General features: G+C 49.0%; 15 protein-coding genes. 7 read left to right on the top strand and 8 right to left on the bottom strand.

Translation table 11 applies throughout. From position 1 onward, the window contains the following. Nucleotides 1–17: 17 nt before the first annotated feature. Complete coding sequence (locus AC5SV9_RS07145) at nucleotides 18–926, bottom strand: hydrogen peroxide-inducible genes activator (RefSeq protein ID WP_226767410.1); 909 nt, start codon at nucleotides 924–926, stop codon at nucleotides 18–20. 315 nt (nucleotides 927–1,241) lie between these two features. Here AC5SV9_RS07145 and AC5SV9_RS07150 point away from each other — a divergent pair, with 315 nt between their 5' ends. Continuing rightward, nucleotides 1,242–3,494 carry a S8 family serine peptidase gene (locus tag AC5SV9_RS07150; RefSeq protein ID WP_475147522.1) on the top strand — a complete coding sequence of 751 codons (2,253 nt, stop codon included), beginning with the start codon at nucleotides 1,242–1,244 and terminating at the stop codon, nucleotides 3,492–3,494. Nucleotides 3,495–3,560: 66 nt separating this feature from the next. Here the strand turns inward: AC5SV9_RS07150 and AC5SV9_RS07155 are convergent, their stop codons facing one another. From AC5SV9_RS07155 to phoU, 3 genes are all read right to left on the bottom strand, one after another. Further along, on the bottom strand, nucleotides 3,561–4,829 hold the full coding sequence (locus AC5SV9_RS07155) for an inorganic phosphate transporter (protein ID WP_475147524.1): 1,269 nt from the start codon (nucleotides 4,827–4,829) through the stop codon (nucleotides 3,561–3,563). Between the two features lie 18 nt (nucleotides 4,830–4,847). Then, on the bottom strand, nucleotides 4,848–5,525 hold the full coding sequence (locus AC5SV9_RS07160) for a TIGR00153 family protein (protein WP_134057749.1): 678 nt from the start codon (nucleotides 5,523–5,525) through the stop codon (nucleotides 4,848–4,850). Nucleotides 5,526–5,677: 152 nt separating this feature from the next. Next, nucleotides 5,678–6,388 carry a phosphate signaling complex protein PhoU gene (gene phoU / locus AC5SV9_RS07165; RefSeq protein WP_475147526.1) on the bottom strand — a complete coding sequence of 237 codons (711 nt, stop codon included), beginning with the start codon at nucleotides 6,386–6,388 and terminating at the stop codon, nucleotides 5,678–5,680. A 323-nt stretch (nucleotides 6,389–6,711) separates the two neighbouring features. Here phoU and AC5SV9_RS07170 point away from each other — a divergent pair, with 323 nt between their 5' ends. The 5 genes from AC5SV9_RS07170 to AC5SV9_RS07190 all read left to right on the top strand — a co-directional run bounded on the left by AC5SV9_RS07170 (nucleotide 6,712) and on the right by AC5SV9_RS07190 (nucleotide 12,952). Then, entirely contained in the window at nucleotides 6,712–7,218 is a 507-nt protein-coding gene (locus AC5SV9_RS07170; protein ID WP_475147529.1) for a glycine cleavage system transcriptional repressor, read from the top strand. Nucleotides 7,219–7,308: 90 nt separating this feature from the next. Then, entirely contained in the window at nucleotides 7,309–9,429 is a 2,121-nt protein-coding gene (gene ppk1, locus AC5SV9_RS07175; protein ID WP_475147531.1) for a polyphosphate kinase 1, read from the top strand. Further along, on the top strand, nucleotides 9,429–10,973 hold the full coding sequence (locus AC5SV9_RS07180) for a Ppx/GppA phosphatase family protein (protein ID WP_475147534.1): 1,545 nt from the start codon (nucleotides 9,429–9,431) through the stop codon (nucleotides 10,971–10,973). Before ppk1 ends, AC5SV9_RS07180 begins: the two co-directional genes overlap by 1 nt. A gap of 89 nt (nucleotides 10,974–11,062) precedes the next feature. Further along, a complete protein-coding gene (locus AC5SV9_RS07185) occupies nucleotides 11,063–12,370 on the top strand; it encodes an amidohydrolase (RefSeq protein ID WP_475147535.1) in 1,308 nt (435 codons plus the stop codon). A gap of 9 nt (nucleotides 12,371–12,379) precedes the next feature. Then, nucleotides 12,380–12,952, top strand: a complete 573-nt coding sequence (locus AC5SV9_RS07190; RefSeq protein WP_475147538.1) for a DNA-3-methyladenine glycosylase I — start codon at nucleotides 12,380–12,382, stop codon at nucleotides 12,950–12,952. A gap of 3 nt (nucleotides 12,953–12,955) precedes the next feature. On the opposite strand, the gene phoR is transcribed toward AC5SV9_RS07190, so the two are convergent. The 4 genes from phoR to AC5SV9_RS07210 all read right to left on the bottom strand — a co-directional run bounded on the left by phoR (nucleotide 12,956) and on the right by AC5SV9_RS07210 (nucleotide 19,564). Next, on the bottom strand, nucleotides 12,956–14,290 hold the full coding sequence (gene phoR / locus AC5SV9_RS07195) for a phosphate regulon sensor histidine kinase PhoR (protein WP_475147540.1): 1,335 nt from the start codon (nucleotides 14,288–14,290) through the stop codon (nucleotides 12,956–12,958). A gap of 17 nt (nucleotides 14,291–14,307) precedes the next feature. After that, nucleotides 14,308–14,994, bottom strand: a complete 687-nt coding sequence (phoB, locus tag AC5SV9_RS07200) for a phosphate regulon transcriptional regulator PhoB (protein WP_134057767.1) — start codon at nucleotides 14,992–14,994, stop codon at nucleotides 14,308–14,310. A 243-nt stretch (nucleotides 14,995–15,237) separates the two neighbouring features. Continuing rightward, the gene (locus AC5SV9_RS07205) at nucleotides 15,238–17,895 is read right to left on the bottom strand and encodes a TonB-dependent receptor plug domain-containing protein (RefSeq protein WP_475147544.1); all 2,658 of its coding nucleotides are present in this window, start codon (nucleotides 17,893–17,895) and stop codon (nucleotides 15,238–15,240) included. An 85-nt stretch (nucleotides 17,896–17,980) separates the two neighbouring features. Further along, on the bottom strand, nucleotides 17,981–19,564 hold the full coding sequence (locus tag AC5SV9_RS07210; RefSeq protein ID WP_475147546.1) for a beta-helix domain-containing protein: 1,584 nt from the start codon (nucleotides 19,562–19,564) through the stop codon (nucleotides 17,981–17,983). 245 nt (nucleotides 19,565–19,809) lie between these two features. On the opposite strand from AC5SV9_RS07210, the gene AC5SV9_RS07215 reads away from it, so the two are divergent. Then, nucleotides 19,810–20,580: a DUF3450 domain-containing protein gene (locus AC5SV9_RS07215; RefSeq protein ID WP_475147549.1), complete on the top strand. Its 771-nt coding sequence runs from the start codon at nucleotides 19,810–19,812 to the stop codon at nucleotides 20,578–20,580. Nucleotides 20,581–20,584: the final 4 nt, after the last annotated feature.

A 20,584-nucleotide genomic window follows, 5' to 3' on the forward strand; every position in this document is an offset into this window, starting at 1 on the left:
TTAGCAGAACGCAGGGGTTATTTGCACTTTTGTACCAGCACCTGGGCAATCAAATCGGCCATTAAACGATAGCTGTGTGCTTTGGTTGACGTCGGCCGCCATGCCACACCGATATCACGATATGCAGCAGCGGTTCCCGGCGACTGGGTAATCAGTTCAGTGCCGTCGAGCAGGCCACTGTTAATTGCCATCTTCGGCATAAAGGTTACCCCCAGTTTGTTATTCACCATCTGCGTTAATGTATGCAGGCTGGTGGCAAAAAACGGGTTCACTTTGCGGCTGTCTTCCAGCTCACAGGCTTTTACTGCATGATTGGTTAAACAATGTTCGCGCTCAAGTAAAAAGATACTTTCATCCGGCCACTGGCTGATGTCCTGATTAAAGCCTCTGTCCAGCCAGTCCTTATGCAACACCAATTTAAATGCATCCTGCGCCAGCACTTCAGTGTGAAAAGCACCGGTTTCATAAGGCAGCGCCAGCAACACCATATCCAGCCGGCCTTCAGCCAGAGCATGCAAGGAATTATCTGACGTATCTTCACGCAGCAGCAATTGCAATTCGGGATAACGTTCCCGGCACAGTGCCATTACCTCGCTTAGTACAAAAGGCGCGATAGTAGGAATGCAACCGAGACGGAACGGCCCGGCCATAGGCTTACCCTGACACTTGGCAAAATCGGTCAACTCTTCACATTGCTCAATAATGTAACGGGACTGGCGCACCACATCTTCACCCAGCGGCGTGAAAATAAAGGTTTTATGATCGCGCTCCAACAACTGCGCATTCATGGTCTCTTCCAGGTTAGCAATAGCCGCACTGAGTGTAGACTGACCAATGAAGCAAGCCTCTGCGGCACGGCCAAAATGCTGGTGTTCGTGCAGCGCCAGTAAATATTGCAACTGTTTAATGCTGGGCAAACGTTTCATTGTAATTTCCGATTAAAAAATGCATTTAACGTTTATATAAGTGCTTAAACTGTACGCCGGATGCCGCAGCCATGCAAGCTTGCGCATTGGTTTAGCGCTATACCGCCCGCTTTATCACTGACCGCACATTACAACATCAAATATTTGTAAAATATTTGTTTGTTATATATTTTCATTTGTTATAGCGTATTTATCAGGCTGTACTCATGAAACGGGTGCGGCCCGACAATCCATCGCCTCCCGTTTGCGAGTCCTGCAGTACGCGTTGTACCGGGTAATACAAGTACAATGATAACAATCACCTGGAGGGTGAACATGTCCAGAACACCTCATATTTTGCTGGCCACCGTCAGCTTGCTGGCAGCCAGTATCAGCAGTGCAACAGCCGCGTCGGCAGATAATATCAAACAGGCGGCAGAACACGCTGCAGCAGACCGCTACATTATTAAATATAAATCAGCAGTAAACGCAGCCGGGCTTCGTACAGAGAACAAGGTCGGAAAAGCTGCAGCGCTGCAACAGCTGCAAACCAGCAGTGCGTTACTGCAACAAAAAGGCGCCCGGATACATCATATATTAGCTTCCCGTAACGCTATCGCGGCCCAGCTTGATGCCAAAACATTGCAGCAGGTAAAAGCGGATCCGGCTGTCGAATATGTAGAGGCCGACCTGCCACGCTACCCTATGATGCAGCAACAGCCTTACGGTTATGCGCTGGTACAAGCGGATCTGGTTAGCGACCAGTTTGCATCGAATCAAACCGTTTGTGTTATCGACTCTGGCCTTGGCTTGCCGCATGAAGACTTTAACGATGCGAATATCAGCGGCAGCAACGACATAGGTACCGGCAACTGGTTTGACGCCGGTGGTGCCCACGGTACACACGTTGCAGGCACAATCGCCGCGCTGAACAACGATGTGGGTATTGTTGGCATTATGCCAAGTGGTAATCTGAAACTGCATATTGTTAAAGTGTTTAACGATGATGGCTGGGGTTATTCTTCCACACTGGCACATGCTGTAGACACCTGCGTACAAAGCGGAGCCTCGGTTATTAATATGAGCCTTGGCGGTGCAGGTTCCAATACGACCGAGAGCAATGCCATGCAAGCCGCTTATGATGCCAATGTATTGCTGATCGCTGCAGCAGGTAATGATGGCAATACCGCATTGTCTTACCCGGCATCTTATGACTCCGTTGTGTCGGTTGCAGCAGTGGACGACAGTAAAGCTCATGCTGACTTTTCACAACGTAATAGCCAGGTTGAGCTTGCTGGCCCGGGTGTTGCGGTACTGAGCGCTTACCCAACCGGAACAGGCCTGGACACCGGCTTAACGATTGGCACCACCACCTATAGCACTAACCCGCTGGAAGGTTCGGCCATGGCTAACTTCAATGCTGAGCTTGCCAGCTGCGGCCTGGGCACCAGCACCTGTACTGATGTTACCGACAAAATATGTTTGCTTGAGCGCGGCGAAGTTCCCTTTTCACAGAAAGTAGAGTCTTGTCAGGCGGGTGGCGGCATCGGCGCGGTAATTTACAACAACGAGCCGGGCAATTTCAGTGGCACGCTGGGTGATAACCCAACCACCAATATAGTCGCCTTAAGTGTGTCACAGGAAGATGGCCAGCTATTGCTTGGGGAGTTGGGCAACGAGGCCAATATTGTTGCAGAGCCGTCAAACTACGGTCTGATGGACGGCACCTCGATGGCATCGCCGCATGTGGCGGGGGTGGCAGCGCTGGTCTGGAGCCATTACCCGGACTGCACCAATGCCCAGATCCGCAGTGCGCTTAGTGTGACAGCGGAAGATTTAGGCAATGCCGGCCGCGATACATCATACGGCTATGGCCTGGTGCAGGCGAAAGCTGCAGTTGATTATCTGGCAGAATTCGGCTGCGAGGGTGACGATATTGAACCGCCTCCGCCGCCGGTTGCTACTGAGCTGGAGAATGGGGAGACGGTGCCTGATATTTCGGGCGACGCCGGTGAAGAACAGCTTTACAGCCTGACGGTACCGCAAGGCGCTTCTGAGCTGTCTTTTGTAATGGCAGGCGGCACTGGCGATGCCGACATGTATGTCAAATTTGGCAGTGAGCCTACAGCGTCAGACTGGGATTGCCGGCCTTATGAGTTTGGTAATAATGAGAGCTGCGCTATCGACCCGGCACAAGCGGGTATCTATTACGTCAAACTAATCGGTTACAGCGACTTTGCCGGGGTCAGCCTGACCGGTAGCTTCACCGGGGCAGATCTACCTGATGGCGGCGGTGAGACGATCACAGATATTAATATTGCCCGCCGCAACTGGCAGCACTATACGCTGGACGTGCCAGAAGGCATGTCGCAGCTAACGGTAGACATCAGCGGTGGTCGCGGTGATGCTGATTTATATGTGAAATATGGCAGCCAGCCCAGCAGCGGTAGCTATGACTGCAGGCCGAATAAAAATGGTAATAGCGAAACCTGTGTCATCAACGCACCACAGGCCGGTGTATGGCATATCTCTTTGTATGCTTACCGCGCCGTAACAGGCTTAACACTGACCAGTGAATACCAGCCATAAGCTACGGCACGCCGATACAAAAAAGCCCTCACACTGAGGGCTTTTTTAAACTGCCTACGCAGTAATTCAGATACTGAATATGCTTTTCAGAATAAAGAAAAACACTATCGCCAAACCTGCACCCACCGGCAGCGTAATCACCCAGGAGATAAAAATGTTACGCACTACGCCTAAGTTAAGCGCGGCGATACCACGGGCTAAACCCACACCCAACACAGCACCAACTAATGTTTGCGTCGTCGATATAGGCAAACCGGTACCTGAAGCGATAACCACGGTAGAAGCCGCCGATAACTCGGCAGCAAAGCCCCGGCTCGGCGTTAAATGCGTAATGGCAGTACCTACGGTTTTAATAACACGCGCGCCCAAGGTTGCCAGACCAATAACAATACCAACAGCGCCAAGCGGTAATATCCACCAGGCCAATTGTGCTTTGCCTGCTACTTCACCGCCAGAACTTACCACACTGACTACAGCCGCCAGCGGGCCTATAGCATTAGCAACGTCGTTCGAACCATGCGCAAATGCCATACAACAGGCAGTAGTGATCATCAACACACCGAAAATGCGCTCAACATTGTTAAACTGCATTTTCTTATCGGCGGCCGGGTCAAACTTCAGTTTACTGATCACCACTTTACCAATAACACCCACCACGGCAGCCAGCGCCAGAGAAATGTAATAACCTTCGGCGGTACTAATGTGTAAACCTATATGCTTCAGACCTTTTTGCACTGTCACCAGCGTCATAACAAAGGCGGCGAACCCCATATAAAAAGGCACATACTTTTTCGCATTAGCCAAAGGGTTATCGGTATCGAAAATTAGCCGCTGTGCACTCATAAAGAACATATATGCTAAAACGCCAGCTAACATTGGTGTGACAACCCAGCTGCCGACAATACCCCCTACTTTGTCCCAGTGTACGGCGTCGACCCCTACGCCTACGGCAGCAAAACCGATAATAGCGCCGACAATAGAATGCGTAGTCGAAACCGGCCAGCCAAAATATGACGCAACAATCAGCCAGGTCGCAGCAGCAAGCAATGCGGCTATCATGCCGTACGCCATCAGCTCTGGTGTATCAACAAAAAACGAGGCATCCGTAATACCACCACGGATAGTCGAGGTTACTGAACCGCCTGCCAGATAAGCACCGGCAAACTCGAAAATAGCAGCAATGAAAATTGCCTGTTTAATGGTCAGTGCTTTAGAGCCGACTGAGGTACCCATAGCGTTGGCAACATCGTTTGCCCCAACACCGTAGGCCATAAAAAAGCCAAACACGGCCGCGATAATCACCAGGATCAGACCATATGACTGTATAATATCCATCAGGAAAACCTTTTAAAATTAACGAGCTAACATAATCTCGAGACGCGAACCCACTTTCAGCGCCACATCGGCTAAATCACCAACCCACTCCAGCGTGCGGTATAAGAACATCACATCGATTGGGTTTAGTTCCTGCTCAGCCAGACGCAAAGCCTTACGCAGTTTAATCTGCATATCGTCGGTATCACCTTCGATCATATCCAGCTGTTCAACCATCTTGATCACCAGATCAACTTCACGGCCACGAAAGCCGGTCTCCAGTAATTCATCCAGTTCGTTAATCACTTCACTGGCCAGTTTAGTGGCATCAATACAGCGTTGAACATAAGCTTTAAAACCTTCCTGCAAACTGACAGGGATCAACAGCTCACGGCCCAGTACGCGGCCGGTAATGTCTTTGGTTTTGTTGGCGATTTTGTCCTGTTGCGATACCAGCTCCAGAATATCGGTCCGGTCTACCGGTAAAAACAGGCCACGTGGCAGGTTAATGCGGATTTCGCGCTTTAATTTGTCGGCTTCCTTTTCCAACGTCACGATGTTTTTGCGTACGTCCGCAGCAAGTTGCCAGTTTTGCTGATATACAGCATCGAAAAACGGCAGCAACAATTCGCTTGCCTGATGCACCTTGCGGATATGTTCCTCTATCGGCTTAATCGGTGATTTAGCAAACACGGATAAAAAAGTACTAGCTGGCATAGCCTGGCCTCGTTAGTTGGTTTGACTGTAGTCGGCGCGCATTGTAGCGGCATTCATAACGCAAGAAAAACGAAAAATGAATGCAGAATGAAAACGCCCTGAACTGAAGTCTAGTCAGGGCGTATCGGTTGTACAGTAAAAATACTTGAAAATCAGCTACGTGCTTCTTGCTCCAGTTTCTCGGCGCTGCTGTGGCGCACGACCTTACCTTTGACAAAAAAGATAATATACTCAGCCAGGTTTTTGCAGCGATCACCGATGCGCTCCAGAGAACGGGCTGACCACAGTACATTCATAATTTTGGGGATAGAGCGCGGGTCTTCAATCATATAAGTCATCAGCTGGCGCGTTATGGCCTCATACTCGCGGTCAACTTTCTTATCTTCTTTATGCACCAGTAAAGCCGTTTCAATATCCATACGGGCGAAGGCATCCAGTACGTCATGCAACATCTGACCAACATGGTGGCCAAGATTATCCAGGTTTACCAATAAGTCCTGCTGTTCACTGTTAAACGACTCCAGTGCAACACGGGCAATACGGCGGGTTTCATCGCCGATACGCTCTAAGTCGGCAATCGTTTTCATAATTGCCATAATAAGGCGTAAATCACTGGCTGCTGGCTGGCGCTTAACAATGATGCTGGTGCATTCACGGTCTATCTGCAGCTCCCAGTCATTTACTTTTAAATCGGTGTCGATCACCTTTTGCGCCAGTTCCGCATCTGCCGACGCTATTGCCGCCAAGGCATTATTCAGTTGTTGCTCAATCAGTCCGCCCATGGCCATAACATGGTTACGAACTTCATCAATTTCCTCATTAAAGGAACTGGAAATATGTTTTGTTAAATTGAGCTTATCCACTGCGCTCTCCGTTAGTGTGAATACTCTGCCTGCCTCATTGGCCGGCGACTGCTTATGCGCTCAGTATAGGCAGAAAGCGGCTGGCTGTGCCAGTAAAGCAACAGTGGTTAAAAGCTAATTTTTTGTTCTTCGCTACAATTCCACCTTGGCACTGTATAAAAACCGGACAAAAGTTAAATCACTAAATTTACATATATTGTTGGCAATACATTTAAAAATGTAACGTCTGCGGCTACACTCTGTTGGCGTTATCCGTTTTGTATGTCTTAATTGGGGACAATAACAACCACAATCATTGTTAAGGTATGACAGGAAGATATTGAATGAAGCAGTTAGTACTTACAATAATAGGTAAAGATAAAGCTGGTTTAGTCGAGAAACTGGCTACCGTTGTCAGCACGCATAATGGTAACTGGATGGCCAGCAACCTGAGTCATTTGGCAGGTTACTTTGCCGGTATCCTGCAAATAGAAGTCGCAGAGCAGGACCTGCCTGCCCTGACCAGTGCTTTAGAGCAGATTACTGAGCTGGATATCCGCGTTCAGCACGGTATGTCCAGTAGTTTGAATGAGCAGCAGCATCTGAAGTTCGTCATTACCGGCAACGACAGGCCGGGTATAGTGCGTGAGCTGTCGTCAGTGATTAAACACAAAGGCACCAACATAGTACACTTTGAAAGCAGTAAACAAAGCGCGCCAAACTGGGGCGTACCATTATTTAATGCCGTTGCTACTGTTGAATTGCCGTCAACAGTCAGCCGTGATGAAGTGGTAAAAGCACTGGAAGCGATCGCCACGGACATTGTTGTAGATATAGAAACCGATATCTGAAATCTTTTTGCAGCCGCTTCGCGGCTGCATTCATCTTGCTGTCATAAAAATGCCATAGAGTAACCCCAGTTGTAGTCAGGGAGCTGGATCATGGAACACACCGACGCCGCAAGTGGCACTGAATTTCCTCTTTACCCGCGTGAACTGAGCTGGCTGGCATTTAACGGCCGAGTGCTGCAGGAAGCTGCGGATGAGCGCAACCCACCTATCGAGCGGCTGCGCTTTCTGGGCATTTATTCCAATAATATGGATGAGTTTTTCCGCGTACGGGTGGCCGATGTTAAACGCCGTATTCTGCTGAAAAAGTACCAGAGCAGTGAGCAGGAAGATGCCGAGGCTCTGCTGCATGAAATTCAGCAAACCGTATTACAACTGGGTGCCCGTTTTAACGCCATTTATCTCGATATTCAGCTGGAACTGCGCAAACACAATATTGAACTGATTGATAACTTTAAGCTGACAGAACTGCAATCTGGCTGGGTGCGCAGTTATTTCCGTGATGAGGTATTGAAACACATTTCGCCGATGATCCTGTCCGGCGACGAGGTCAGCCTGCCCAAGGCGCTGGAAGATAACACTACGTATCTGATGGTGGAAATGACCGGTGCCAATAAACCGGAATATGCGATAGTGCAGGTACCGACCAATGAGTTATCACGCTTTATTGAGTTACCACTGCATTTAAATACCCGCAAGAAGAATGGCCATTACCGCCGGCAAATCCTGCTGCTGGACGATGTGATAGTGCATTGTATCGCGGATTTATTCTCCGGCTTTTTTGAGTTTGACGCCATTCAGGCATATTCGCTTAAACTCACGCGTGATGCGGAATACAATATCAGCGACACGCTGGACCAGAGCCTGATTGATAAGATGTCAAAAGGCATTCGGCAGCGCTTAAAATCGGAACCGGTGCGGCTGGTTTACGATGCAGCCATGCCAGAGCAAATGCTGAAAGTACTGAGCAAGCAGCTCGGCACCAGCTCGGTAGATTCGTTAATTCCCGGCAGCCGCTACCGTAACTTCAAAGATTTTATCGGTTTTCCCAATATCGGCCATCAAAGCCTGGAGTTCCCGACGCTGCCACCGCTGAAAAGCCCCGAGTTTGAGCAGTACGCGACCAGTTTTGATGCCATTCGGGCCGGCGATATTTTGCTGTACTACCCTTACCACAACTTTGGTTATTTTACCGAATGGGTACGCCAGGCGTCGTTCGACCCTAAAGTGACCCACATTAAAATGACCATGTACCGTGTGGCCAAGCATTCAAGGGTGATCCACTCTTTGCTTGATGCGGTGCGCAACGGTAAAAAAGTAACGGTAGTGGTTGAACTGAAAGCCCGCTTTGATGAAGAAAATAACATCAATTGGGCACGTAAAATGACCGAATCCGGTATCCAGGTGGTATTCGGTTTAACCACGCTGAAAATACACTCTAAGCTTTGCCTGATAAGCCGGATGGAAAAAGGCAAACTGATGCATTATGGCCATATTGGCACCGGTAACTTTAACGAAAAGACCGCACGCATTTATACCGATATGAGCCTGTTTACCTGTCATCAGGAAATTACCGCTGAAATTGGCCAGGTGTTTGAGTTCATTGAATACAGTTACCGCCCCTATCAGTTTAATCACCTGATCGTCTCCCCAACCTGGAGCCGGCCACGGTTAATACAACTGATCCAACGCGAAATCGATTTTGCTGTTAGTGGCCGCAAAGCCGAGATTTTCCTCAAAGTGAATAATCTGGTTGATCAGCAAATTGTCGATCTGCTGTACCGGGCCAGCCAGGCCGGTGTCAAAATTCGTATTATCGTGCGCGGCATGTGTTCACTGATGCCGGGCATTGCCGGTAAAAGCCAGAATATTAAAATCATTTCGGTGCTTGACCGCTTTTTAGAACACGCCCGCATTTATGTGTTTCATAATGGCGGCGAAACCGATGTTTATCTGTCATCCGCTGACTGGATGACGCGCAATATTGACCAGCGGGTAGAGGTTGGTGTACCGATTTACGATGTACGCTTAAAGCAACAGGTGCTGGATACGCTGGATATTCAGTGGCGGGACAATGTAAAGGCACGTATTATTGATGCCAAACAAAGTAACGCCTACGTTAAACGCGGCAATAAACGCAGCATCCGCTCACAGCAGCAGATCTACGAGTATTTTGCCCGCCAGCAAGGGCAGCAAAGCGACAGCGGGCTTTAATGAACGAAACGGTACATGATACAGAGCGCCCCGATCATCAGGCCTATATGGCAGCGGTTGATCTGGGCTCTAACTCCTTCCATATGGTGATTGCCCGGGTGGTAGATGGCGACATTCAGCTACTACACCGGGAAAAGCAAAAAGTGCAGCTGGCTGAAGGCTTAAACGAGCAGCTGGTATTAAGTGAAGAGGCCATCGAACGCGGCCTGACAGTGCTGGCCCAGTTTGCCGATACACTGAAACCCTTTGCACCACAATCGGTGCGGGTAATCGCTACCTATACACTGCGCCGGGCGAAAAATGCCGCGACGTTTTTACGCCGCGCCAGAACAGTGTTTCCGTTTCCGATAGAAGTGATTTCCGGCCAGGAAGAAGCCCGTTTTATTTATCAGGGTGTGGCGCATTTTGAACACTTTAATGGCCGCCGGCTGGTCATCGACATTGGCGGTGGCAGTACCGAGTTTGCTATCGGCGAGGGTTTGCAGCCGCTGCGCCTGAGTAGCCGCAATATGGGCTGTGTCAGCTATGCAATGCAGCATTTTGCGCAGGGCCGTATCAGTGAAAAACGGTTTGCCCGCGCTATCTTACAGGCAGAACAGGAACTTGAGCCGATTGTCAGCAGCTTTAAAGCCGCAGGCTGGCAACAGGCCGTGGGTACCTCCGGTACCGTTAAAACCATTCGCGATATCATTATTGGCCTTGGTCTTAGCAATAATGCACTGGAGCTACATCATTTACAGGCGCTGAAAGAGCACCTGGTAGCACAGGAAAACAGTTACCAGCTTGATCTGCCAGGCTTAACTGATGATCGTAAATTACTGATTTGCTCCGGCCTGGCTATTCTGATTGCCGCCTTTAATTTATTGCAGATAGACCAGTTGGTATACATCGATGCCGCGCTGCGCGAAGGTGTATTATACGAAATGAGCGACAGGCTGCAGCACCTTGATATTCGCGAGCACAGCGTCGCCAGCATGCAGCGCCGTTATGATGTAGATATGGCTCAGGCTGAGCGGGTGCGTAATACCGCACTGCAGCTGTTCAGCCAGGTACGCAGCGTGTGGCAACTTAGTGACGAAGACGCCATGCTGCTGGGCTGGGCCGCAACCCTGTATGAAGTTGGCCTGCATATAAACTCTTCGGGTGTGCAGAAGCACTCGGCCTATATTTTGCAAAATGCCAACCTGCCTGGTTTTAACCAGGAACAGCAACAACTTATCGCCACGTTGGTACGGTTTCACCGGCGTAAAATACGGCTTGATGATATGCCGCCGTTTAGCCTGTATCAGTTATCGCAAGTCGTGTATTTGTTGGTTCTGCTGCGCCTGGCCGTGCTGCTGAACCAAAAGCGGCGCGATGATTTATTGCCAGAATTTAGTGCCCATGCCGCTATGCAGACGCTGGAGCTGAATTTAGGCCGGGACTGGCTAACCCAGCAAAGCTTGCTGGCGGCCGATCTGGCGGCAGAGCAAAAAGCACTGAAAAAAATTGCTTTTGTACTCGATTGTCCTGAACTGGTAGCCAGCAATACTGTATTAAGCTAGCCCGATTCTGCCGTATCAGAGCCAAAGCGCTTGGCTTTTTCAAGCTGAGCGCTTAAGGTAATACCACAACGGGTCAGGATGGAATTACTATGCGCAGGTCTCTGTTAAGTCTGGCGTTATTGCCACTACTCTCTTCTTTTCATACCGCTGCAGAACAGCGGCCAGAGCTGAGCAAACATATTGAGCAGGTAATGCCCAAAGTGATCAGCTGGCGCCGGGATATTCATCAGCACCCGGAATTATCCAACCGTGAAATACGCACCGCAGCCAAAGTTGCCGCGCACCTGGAAAAGCTTGGGCTGGAAGTACGCACGGGTATAGCGCATACCGGTGTGGTCGGTATTTTAAAAGGCGGCAAAGACGGCCCTGTGGTGGCGCTACGCGCTGATATGGATGCGTTACCGGTCACCGAACAAACCGGCTTGCCGTTTGCCTCTAAAGTGGTTAGCGAATTTAATGGCCAGCAAACCGGCGTTATGCATGCCTGCGGCCATGACGCCCATGTTGCTATGTTGATGGGTGCAGCAGAAGTGCTGGCCAAACAACAGGCTGACATTGCCGGTACCATTATGTTTGTGTTCCAGCCGGCTGAAGAAGGCCCACCGGCAGGAGAAGAAGGCGGCGCCAAGATGATGCTGGCCGAAGGTTTATTTGCGAGTCCAACGCCTTCAGCGATTTTTGGCCTGCATGTCTGGCCTGGCGAAAGCGGACAGATACAGGTAAAAACCGAAGGCATTATGGCAGCCGCGGACAGCTTTCAGATCACCGTAAAAGGTAAGCAGGTGCATGGCTCTTCGCCTTGGCGTGGTATAGACCCTATCAATGTGACCGGCCAGCTGATCAATGCGATTAACCTGATACCGGCACGGCAGATTGATGTCACCAAAGCACCGGCTGTTGTGTCTTTTGGCCAGGTACATGGCGGTATTCGCTGGAACATTATTCCCGATGATGTGAAGCTCGAAGGCACGATCCGCACTTTTGACAGTGATATGCGTGAAGATCTGATCAACCGTATGGCGCACACCAGTGAACATATCGCCAAAGCCAGCGGAGCTGAAGCTGAATTCCATGTACATAACTTTGCTGCCGTTACCTGGAACGACCCGGCTTTAACAGAGTGGGCGATGCCGAGCCTGAAATGGGCAGCTGGCGATAAAGGCGTTGCATCGGTGAAACCTATTACCGGCGCGGAAGACTTCTCGTTTTATCAGCAGCAAATCCCGGGGGTATTCTTCTTTTTGGGTATTTCTCCCAATGGCAAACCGCTTAGCGAAGTTGCGCCAAATCATTCACCGATGTTCGATGTGAACGAAGACGCGCTGATAAATGGCGTGCGGGCACTAACCGGCCTGGCATTAGACTATCTGGCTCAGCCACCGCAGGCCGGAAAATAAGGTAGCCATATGAATACACCACACCGCTGTCATTGGGTAGATTTAACCAAACCAGACTATATCGCCTACCACGATACCGAATGGGGCGTACCGGTTTATGATGATAACCGGCTGTTCGAGTTTCTGACGCTGGAAGCGGCTCAGGCCGGACTCAGCTGGTATACCGTACTGAAAAAACGCGATAACTATCGCGCCGCTTTTGCCAATTTCGACCCGGTAAAGGTCGCTGCTTTTGATGAACATAAAGCGGCAGAATTGATGCAAAACCCCGGCATTATCCGTAACCGGCTTAAAATTGCGGCAGCGATTAACAACGCTGCCCGGTTTCTGGAAATTCAGGCCGAGTTTGGCAGTTTCAGCAACTATCAGTGGCGTTTTGTAAACGGTAGCCCACAGCAAAACAGTATTGCCGGCCCGGCAGATTACCGCGCGACCAGCCCGGAGTCTGATGCGATGAGCAAAGATTTGAAAAAGCGCGGCTTTAAGTTTGTCGGCTCAACCATTATTTACGCCCATATGCAGGCCTGCGGTATGGTCAACGATCATCATAACGACTGTTTTCGTAAACACACCAGCAGCTAATCTTTAGCTGCTGGCTTTCTTTGCTCTGGCTGGTTTACGGTTACCCAGCACCAGCTCAGGCGGCAGTGTAAAAGAGAAACTACTGCCTTTGCCCGGCTCGCTGAAAATCATCAGCCGGCTGTTATGCCGCGACAGCACATGTTTTACGATGGCCAGCCCCAAACCTGTGCCACCGGTATTGCGGGCGCGGGCTTCATCCACCCGGTAAAAACGCTCGGTTAAGCGCTTAACATGCTGTGGCGCTATACCCGGGCCGTTGTCGTTGACGGCAAATACCGCTTTCTGATGCTGTCGCTGCCAGCTGACATGAATATCGCCATTGTTCTGCGTGTATTTAATCGCATTAATCACCAAATTGGAAAAAGCACTACGCAGCTCTTCAGTGACACCGGTCACCCTTAACTCTGGGTCAATATCAAATATTATGCTGTGTTGCTTATCACGGTTAACGGTCTGCGCTTCCTGCTCCAGTTTGGCCAGCATCGCCGGCACATCAACCTCGTCATCAAACTGTACTCTAGCCGATGCTTCAATGCGGGACAGTGTTAGCAGCTGCTGTACTAAAGCATCCATTCGCTTGGTCTGATCAAGCATCACATTATGGGCTTTTTTCCACATGGCCTTATCTGGCAGATGTTCATCGTCCATCACTTCCAGATAACCCTGCAGTACCGTCAGTGGTGTACGCAGCTCATGCGACACGTTCGCGACAAAATCTTTACGAATTTGCTCGAGCTGCTTTAGCTGGGTGACGTCGCGCACAATAAGTAAAAACTGCTCAATGCCGTATGGCATGATATTAAATTCCAGCGTCAGCTGATCGTTTACCGGTGATGGCAACTCAATGGGTAACTCAAATTTCGCTGTTTTCAGATACTGTAAAAATTCAGGGTGGCGGATAAGATTATCCAGCCGCTGACCTTCATCTGCTGGCCAGTGTAACCCAACCAGAATTTGCGCCAGCTTGTTGCTCCAGATTATCGACCAGTCATCGCGTAGCACTACTACGGCTTCAGGTAATGCTTCCGCGCCGTCTCGAAAGCGCCGCACCACGTTTCGCAGCTCGCGTCTTTTGCGCCGGTCCCGCCGCTGCAGGTAATAAATACCCTCGAACAAATGACCCCAGATCCCCTCGCTTATTGGCGGTGACAGCTTGCGGTCACGCCACAACCATTTGTCCATAAGAAACAGATGGTGATAGTGCCACAGCAATAACGCGACGGTGAAAATAAGCAGCGCCAGCAATAAGCTGTTGGAAATAAGCCCCACCAGAGCAATAAAACAATAAAAAAGGAAGAGCCTGGTGTACACCTTCCTTTTTGAAAGCAGCTGACGCATAAAAGTGGTGACTAACCTTACTTAGCTGAGAAACGGTAGCCGGAGCCCCGTACGGTTTGCACTAATCTATCATGGCCGGCGATAGAAATCGCTTTGCGTAAACGGCGGATATGTACATCAACAGTGCGGTCTTCCACATAAACGTTGGTACCCCACACATGATCCAGCAACTGTTCGCGGCTGTAAACACGCTCTGGGTGGGTCATAAAGAAATGCAGCAAACGAAACTCGGTTGGCCCCATATCCAGTGCCTGATCAGATGCCATTACCCGGTGCGAAACAGGGTCAAGCTTCAGACCCTGTACTTCAATGACCTCATCCAGGCTGGTTGGTGCGACACGGCGGATCACGGCTTTAATGCGCGCCATCAGTTCCTTTGGTGAGAATGGTTTGGTAACGTAATCGTCCGCGCCAACTTCCAGGCCACGCACTTTGTCCTCTTCTTCACCACGGGCGGTGATCATAATGATCGGAATATTACGGGTCAGCTCGTGCTGCTTCATTTTTTTCGCCACCTGAATACCACTGCCACCCGGCAGCATCCAGTCCAGCAACACTAAATCCGGATAGGGTTCCATCAGTGCATTAACGGCAGAATCGTAATCTTCTGCTGTTGTCGCCTGATAACCGTTTTGCTCCAACACAAAACACAACATATCGCGAATCGGGGCTTCATCTTCCACCACCAGGATCTTTCTTGCCATTGTTCTCACCAAATATAAATAGCGGCTATCAAGCCGTATTAGTTAACTGTTTACTTTTATTAACAATAATAGTATTACCTTAAATTATGACATTTTTATGAAAAACTTACCTGATAGCACGATAAAACAAGGATATGTATTCTAAAGCTCAGCTTTACCGCCGAAAAACTAACGAGAAAATAAAGCCCCGGTTTTAAGGCCGGGGCTGGTAGTTTCTCAGGCTGCAGATAACCCTAAGTACGCTTAGAAATCGTACTTGAAACTTAGCTGCAAGGTAGTGCCTACAGTACGACTTCGCACTGTTACATCGTCCTGGGTCACTTGCTGGTCTTCGCCCAGCAGATTACGCACCCGTAACTTAAATGTGCTGTTAAAATCGAGGTAGTACGAATAGACAAAATCCAACGAATGGAAAGGCTGTTCATAAGCATCTTCGCGTCCATTTATACCAGACGCTATAATCCGCTCACCGAACACATTATATATCAGTGATGCGCTGTGCTCGCCATTTGCCGAGTCATAACCCAGCTGGAAGTTGGTTACGTACTTAGAGTGACCGTTCATACGCTTGGTAGTATTAGTTAAACTACCCGCATCAGAAGCGGCGATCTTCACTTCAGAATCGCTCAAGGTGATGTTGCCAGAGGTAAAGAAACCATCAACAACCCAACCCAGGTCATACAACCATTCAGCCTCAAAACCGTATAATTCGGCTTGCGTGCCATTGGTAAAACCAGCGGTATAACTGGAATCACCAACCCGCAGTATGGTTTCTATGGGGTTAGTAATATCTTTGTAGAACAAAGATAACGCCAGATTGTTACCCATTTCGCCATAAAGCTCATACCGCAAGTCATAGTTTTTCAGACTACTGGACACCAACTGAGTATTACCCGTAGTACGGATATCCGTCAGAGGGTCAAAGTAACCTACCGGCACCACTTCACGTAAATCTGGCCTTACGACTGTTTCGCCGTAGCCAAACCGTACCTGATAGTCATCACCGCCGATATAGGTAAAGCTTAACGCCGGGAACAAGTCATCAGTATCGATGGTTCTGGCTTTAATATTGTCAGGGTTGAAGAATACATCCTGATCTTCAGGCGTAAAAATCAGGCTTGATGTTTCAAGGGCCACTTGCTTGAAGGCTTCATAGCGTAAACCGCCGCTTACCCGCCAGGTGTTGTCAAAAATAACATCAAAGGCACCGTAGGCCGCATCGGTTTTTTGTGCTGCTAAGTAGTCGTCAGCTTCAGGTGCATCCGGCTCGTTAAACACCGCCAACAGACTTTGCTCAGCAATAAAGCTATCTGTCAGATAAGATGGTAGCTTTAATAAATCAGCCTCACTAGCTGTTACACTGATGGCTGAACCGCTGTTGTTTACAAAGAAGCTGGATGTTGTGTAGTAGCGGGCTCTGTCAATAAAGTCCCAGCCACCTTTGAGCTCAATTTCAAAGCGTCCGGCTGTAATAGGCAGAGTTACATTTCCGCCCCAGTTTTTCATATGATCGTCCATATCGACGTAATCATACTCAACCTGTCCATTACCACCATTGACACTTGTACCCAGGTAATTGCTATTAGCATCATACCGGTTACTGAAGTTAAAAGTAGCTTGCAACGGGATATCCGTCGTGGCTTCTGACTGAGTGTAGTGCCAGTCTACTCCCACTCCCATGTAATCCAGAAAAGTATGCTGACCGCGGAACTGGTCTACCTCAAGTTTTCGCTCTTCGTAGGTAAAGCCCTGCGAATAGTCTGCGACACCATCAGCAGCAATGGTGATGTTTTGTGACGGGTTTTGTGAAATGGAAATTTCAGACTCGTCTTCGTTATCTTCAATATAAATTTTGGTATAGCTGACATTGTGCGTGTCCAGCCGGTAACCCACTGTGAACAACCCGTTAAGGCGCTCATTCTCCTTGGTTACCTGCGAATCCACCATACTGTCAAAGCAGCTGACAGCAACATCGTCTGCGGTTTCCAGCGACTGTGAGCAGTTCTCAGTTAAATTAGCACTTACCACAGCATTGCGACGGTCGGTATAATTCCATTTATTGTCATAAGCTACTGACGCTAAAAAGCCGACAGTGCCGCCCAGCCATTTTTCGTCAACACTATTACCGATATAAGCTTGTACAGAGTAGTTTGGATCCAGCGATTCATCTTTGAGCGACATATTGCGTGGCAGAGACTTTAACAGACCGTCGTTAATGGCTGTAGCTTGCTCGGCTGCAGTACCTGATCCGTTGGTTGTCAAACCATCGCGCTCAATGATATTACGTAATGAAAAATCACCACGGTAATGTACTATGGCATCGCGCAGTGCTGAAGGTGTGCCGCTGTGGTTACCGGCATAAGTAAAGCCATCAGAATTATTTGAGTCGGCTTCCACCCCTACCTGAATACCAGCAGTAAATTCAGTTGGCAGTGACTTGGTGCGGATATCTACATTACCGCCACCAAACGCTGCGGGCATATTCGGAGAAAATGCCTTTTGCACCGATAAGCTTTCAATTACGCTGGAAGGAAAAATATCCAACGGAATAACATTGCGGGTTAAATCCGGGCTTGGAATGCTTGCGCCATTTAGCCTCGCACTGGAGTAACGCTCACCGAGACCACGTACATAAATAAATTTACCGTCTACCAGAGTGAGCCCGGTAACCCGCCGCAGTGCGGCCGCAGCATCGGAGTCTCCCGTACGGGAAATTTGTTCAGCACCAAGAATATCGGCAACAAACGCCTGGTTCTTACGTTCTTCAATAACCGCTGTGGCAGTACCTTGCAAACGTGTCCCTGTGGCTACAACTTCTTCAATGGTGGTATCTTCCTGTGACTGGGCCAACACAGCACCAGACACCAGACAAGCCGCCACAGCTAGTGAAATTCTATTCATTCTGAATCGAAGCATGATTTATTTCCCACACTTTTTATGAACAAATAGGCGCAACCAAGCGCCTATTTGTGTCTGGTCAAATTGGTTATTCGTCGTTTGCGTTATCAAACGCGGCTTTGGCCCACTTGTACCAATCAGAAGAAGTGTCGTTAGGAGATACTGCTCCGATAAAGTCTGTCGCTTCAAAGAAGCTGTCAACCGTTGTCATATCCGTTGGGGTAACGGTCACATCCGCAGAGGTTGAAAAACCATTGTTAGCCAGTACGGTGTCAGAGCCGTTTACCACTTCACTAACGCCATCTTTGGTAAACCATTCGGTAACAGTGGTACTGCCACTTGCAGTTGAAACCGCCTCTTTACCAGCGTCTGCCAACAGCGCGCACGCAGCAATAGACGTTTTAATTGCAGTACGGTCAGTTACAATTTCATCGGCAGCGTCACCAGAGTAGTTAACACACCAAGTCTGAGTAGCGGACGTCTTCTTTAACACCATGTTGTAGAAAGTCGCGTTAATGAAATCGTCTAACTTCATCGCGATTGAAGGGTCACCATCGCGAGCTGATAATTCGTCAGTAGTGATTACAGTAACGTTAGCAATGTGAGGTGCAGATGCCGGAGCCTCTGTAGTTGAAGAACCTTTGCGGCCATCAGCTTCAAAACCGCCGTTACCCATGTTCAGCGTTTCGCCCGCCGCGTTTACAACAGAGCCGTGCTTAATCAGCAGATACTGAACCTTACCCTGCCAACCTGCGTCGATATCCAGGCTATCGTCCTGAGTATCAGTAACAACGATATGCTTCAGGTTAACGGCACCACCAAACAGTTCAACGCCATCATCGTAACCGGCATAGATATCTATATAATCAATTTCAGTGCCAGAACCTACCGAGTTTAAAAACAGCGAGTTCAGGTCGTTACCCACTTCAGCACCAGCTGGCAGACCGCCGGCATAATGAATTTTAACGAATTTTAATGTACCGCTGTCATCTTCGTTGTTGTTACCACCGTAGAAAGAAGATGCGCCTTCACTCTCTGCGTTACAGCTGCCGGCAGCACGCTCAGCATCCGAACACTGGTCAGTAATACCAAAACCATTGATGATAACGCCACCCCAGTCCTGCGGAGAAGGGCCAGCACCTACAGAATCCAGTGCTTCAATAGCGTTGGCAGAAGTGAACGTAATAGGCTTGGCAAGGGTTCCAACTGCTTCGATATTGGCACCGCGGTTAATCTGTACGCGGGATGCAGCATTATCAAAAACGATAGTAGCACCGGCTTCAACAGTCAGCGTAGGGCCATCTGTTTCTACAGTACAACCTTGCGTAGTATTACAGTCCTGGCCAACTGACAGTGTGCTTTTGAAATAGTGCACAATATCGGCATCTAACGTCACATCCGTAGTTAGCGGCTTGGCAGCACTGACGAAATTAGTACTATAAGTACAAATTTTGTTGCTGCTATCGTAGGTACCTTGAACAGTATCGCTGCCTGATTCATAAGAGCCGCAAGGATTCTCATCACCGCCGTCGCCTCCACCATTTGTTGGTGGCGGGTTATTTACAGTGCTGTTGTCGTTAACTGTTGGGGTGATATTGATATCTCCGCCACAACCGACTAACACTAAAGCCAGGGCAACAGCTGATACCTTAAACATGCTTTTAAGTTCCATTAAGCTCTCCGAAATTGTAATTGTGAGTTTATTCGCCGCACAAAGACTAGCGAGAGCCAGTGACACTTTTATTACAGTAAGATGTCGTCACAAAAACTTCATGGAACTATTCAATCCTTCTTAATGGGAACTTACGCCAATACAAAAGCCGTAATAAAACTGTCATTAACAACCACTAAACTGTGAGCCAATTTTTCAAAGACCAGTATTCCGTTGGTCTTTCTTAATTATTAGGGCTTAACAGTATGAGGCGTATAAAACTACTTCCGTTGGCCGTGCTTGCCTCCTCTCTGGCAGTTGCATTGCCATCACTAGCACAAGAAGATAAGTATCTGGAACCTGTAGTGAAAGAGGCTGGCGACATCAATAAGTCAGCGGCTGCGTCGCAGGAAAAAATCGACACCATAACTAACCAGCTCGATAATAAGCTGCAACAGTTTAAAAGCATTAATAAAGAGATTGACGGCTTAGTGGTTTATAACACTCAGTTGCGTAAACAACTAAGCAACCAACTGCAAGAAGTCGATGACTTAAATAAAGCCATTGATGAAGTAAGCGTTATTGAACGCCAAATCACACCATTAATGATGCGTATGATTGAAGGTTTAAAGCAGTTTGTCTCGCTTGACGTACCGTTTTTACCTGAAGAGCGCAGCAAGCGTTTAGCCGAGTTGGACACGCTGATGGAGCGTGCTGATGTAGCCCCCTCAGAGAAGTTTCGCCGCGTGATGGAAGCTTACCAAATTGAAATGGACTATGGCCGTACTTTGGAAGCGTACAGCGGCTTGCACAACATTGACGGCCAGGACCGCGATGTCGACTTCTTACGCGTTGGCCGAACAGCTTTAATCTACCAGACCCGCGATGCCAGCCAGCAAGGCATCTGGAATAAGCAAAGCCGCCAATGGGACGTACTGCCTGCTAACTACCGCACCGAAGTGACTAAAGGTCTGCGTATGGCTAAGAAGCAGCTCGCCCCTGATTTGCTGTCGCTGCCAATCGCCCTTACCGACTAAGAGA

Source organism: Rheinheimera sp. ATLC3, assembly GCF_059429535.1.

Excerpts from the sequence above, each read along its gene's own strand:
- ppk1 (WP_475147531.1), top strand. The coding sequence starts at position 7,309 with ATGGAACACACCGACGCCGCAAGTGGCACTGAATTTCCTCTTTACCCG.
- phoR (WP_475147540.1), bottom strand. The coding sequence starts at position 14,290 with ATGCGTCAGCTGCTTTCAAAAAGGAAGGTGTACACCAGGCTCTTCCTT.
- AC5SV9_RS07145 (WP_226767410.1), bottom strand. The coding sequence starts at position 926 with ATGAAACGTTTGCCCAGCATTAAACAGTTGCAATATTTACTGGCGCTG.
- AC5SV9_RS07185 (WP_475147535.1), top strand. The coding sequence starts at position 11,063 with ATGCGCAGGTCTCTGTTAAGTCTGGCGTTATTGCCACTACTCTCTTCT.
- AC5SV9_RS07160 (WP_134057749.1), bottom strand. The coding sequence starts at position 5,525 with ATGCCAGCTAGTACTTTTTTATCCGTGTTTGCTAAATCACCGATTAAG.
- AC5SV9_RS07205 (WP_475147544.1), bottom strand. The coding sequence starts at position 17,895 with ATGAATAGAATTTCACTAGCTGTGGCGGCTTGTCTGGTGTCTGGTGCT.
- AC5SV9_RS07170 (WP_475147529.1), top strand. The coding sequence starts at position 6,712 with ATGAAGCAGTTAGTACTTACAATAATAGGTAAAGATAAAGCTGGTTTA.
- AC5SV9_RS07180 (WP_475147534.1), top strand. The coding sequence starts at position 9,429 with ATGAACGAAACGGTACATGATACAGAGCGCCCCGATCATCAGGCCTAT.
- AC5SV9_RS07210 (WP_475147546.1), bottom strand. The coding sequence starts at position 19,564 with ATGGAACTTAAAAGCATGTTTAAGGTATCAGCTGTTGCCCTGGCTTTA.
- AC5SV9_RS07150 (WP_475147522.1), top strand. The coding sequence starts at position 1,242 with ATGTCCAGAACACCTCATATTTTGCTGGCCACCGTCAGCTTGCTGGCA.
- phoB (WP_134057767.1), bottom strand. The coding sequence starts at position 14,994 with ATGGCAAGAAAGATCCTGGTGGTGGAAGATGAAGCCCCGATTCGCGAT.
- AC5SV9_RS07155 (WP_475147524.1), bottom strand. The coding sequence starts at position 4,829 with ATGGATATTATACAGTCATATGGTCTGATCCTGGTGATTATCGCGGCC.
- AC5SV9_RS07215 (WP_475147549.1), top strand. The coding sequence starts at position 19,810 with ATGAGGCGTATAAAACTACTTCCGTTGGCCGTGCTTGCCTCCTCTCTG.
- AC5SV9_RS07190 (WP_475147538.1), top strand. The coding sequence starts at position 12,380 with ATGAATACACCACACCGCTGTCATTGGGTAGATTTAACCAAACCAGAC.